This window comes from Leisingera sp. F5 (assembly GCF_001593695.1).
The window spans coordinates 1-1,763 of record NZ_LUKH01000733.1 but is presented as its reverse complement, the minus strand read 5'-3'; the positions used below and the strand labels follow the sequence as shown (position 1 = coordinate 1,763).

General features: G+C 60.9%; 2 protein-coding genes and 1 pseudogene. All 3 read right to left on the bottom strand.

The genetic code is table 11. The annotated features are described in order from the left end of the window. Positions 1 to 291, bottom strand: a pseudogene (locus A2I95_RS35365) (transposase); the annotation flags it as partial. 340 nt (positions 292 to 631) lie between these two features. Beyond that, a complete protein-coding gene (locus A2I95_RS35360) occupies positions 632 to 973 on the bottom strand; it encodes a copper-binding protein (RefSeq protein WP_027258742.1) in 342 nt (113 codons plus the stop codon). 35 nt (positions 974 to 1,008) lie between these two features. Then, the coding region (locus tag A2I95_RS35355) for an efflux RND transporter permease subunit (RefSeq protein WP_291737233.1) at positions 1,009 to 1,763 on the bottom strand (755 nt) is incomplete at its 5' end.

Here is a 1,763-nt window from a genome sequence, read left to right as displayed (position 1 = left end):
GCCCTGGATCTCCCGGGTTGTCCTACCGCGGGCGTACATGCTGATGATCTTGGTGTCGAACTCCGGAAAGCGGCGCTGATACTTGGCGATCAGAACCGGGTCAAAGGTCCCGTTCCGGTCGCGCGGAATGTCCGGAACCACCTTGCCGGCGTCCGTAGCCACAGTCTTCTGGCTGCTGCCATTGCGTCGATTGGCGGGCTGGTTCTGGCCTTCAGGCGGCTCCTGCGCGCGCTCTTCGCTGAGATGTTCATCCAGCTCGGTGCCCAGCGCACGCTCCGCAATGGCTGCGCGGCTTGGTACACAAGCTGCCGGGCAGGCTTGGGCCGATCCTGCTTGCGCTGGCTTTCTTCGGTTTATTTACACTGGCACTGACGGGTGCCGCAGCGGTGGTCATGAAACTGCAATCGGTTTGGATCTGAGGCGCACGGAGTCTTCAGCACATGAAGTGCATAGCGGGATTGGGCGGTGGCGGCCAGTACTGCAACGGCCGGCAGCGCCGCTGCAAGTGTGAACGCCGCGCATGACGAGTGATCCGTACCGGTTTTACCGGTGGCAACGGATCAGCAGCGCGGCGTTCAACGCATCGAGGGCGGGCTTCAGGGCTTCTGGTGCGGTTTCAATGCCGTGCAGGTCAATTCGGCGTCATGGCACCGATTGCGTACATTCCGTCAGCGCCCTTGAGCAGCATCAGGGTAACCTTGTCGCCGGGTGCAACGTCTCCCATAACTTGGGCGTCGGCCAGGAGTGGCAAGCCCATCGTCATGCCGGGCCAGCCGATTGCGGGAATCGGGTCGTGGCTGACATTTGCGGAGCCCTCGCTGATCGAGTTGACGACAGCGGTGGCGTGTACTGCGTCCTCCAACTGGCTATCACTCATGTGAATGCCGGAGTGGTCCATGCTGTGGGTCGTTTGAGCCAAAGCGCTGCTGGCGGAGAAGGCAAGGACAATACCGGAGAAGGTGAGGATTTTCATTGGATTTTCTCCCAAGAAGTAGAGTTTGGTGAGTTTCATTCGGCCGGAACGGGCGTTTCGCCCGCTGCTGGAAGGTTGCTGATCTCGCGATTGACGCGCCGCAAAGCCAGACGCTTCCAGATGACGAAGATCGCGGGGATGACGAAGAGCGTCAGCAGCGTCGCCGTGACCATGCCTCCGACCATCGGCGCCGCAATGCGTTGCATGATTTCTGAACCGGTGCCGTGGCCGTACATGATCGGGATTAGACCGGCGAAAATCGTCGCTACCGTCATTACTTTCGGACGGACTCGTAGCAGTGCGCCCTCGAAAACGGACTCCTCGATGTCGAGTGGCGCCAGAGCCCGGTTTTCCGAAATGGCAAGTTTCTTCCGCTTCTCCCAAGCCAGGTTGAGGTACAGAAGCATCACGATTACAGTCTCGACGGCAACACCGGCCAGCGCAATGAAGCCCACCAGCACGGCGACCGAGATGTCGAAGTTGAGGTACCACAGGAACCAGACACCGCCCGCCAAAGCCACTGGCAGTGCGGCAAGGATGATGCCCACCTCGATCACCCGGTTGAACGCCAGGAACAGCATTAGCGTGATGAGCAGCAGCGTGGCAGGTGCCACCATCGTCAGCCGCTGCTGCATCCGCTGGATGTATTCGTACTGACCCGACCAGGTGATGGAGTAGCCTGGCGGAAGCGCTACCCCCTCCGCGACGCGGGCGCGTGCCTCGGTCACGTAGCTGCCAAGGTCTCGGTCGGCGATGTCGATGAAGACGAAGCCGGTACGCCGAGCGTTCT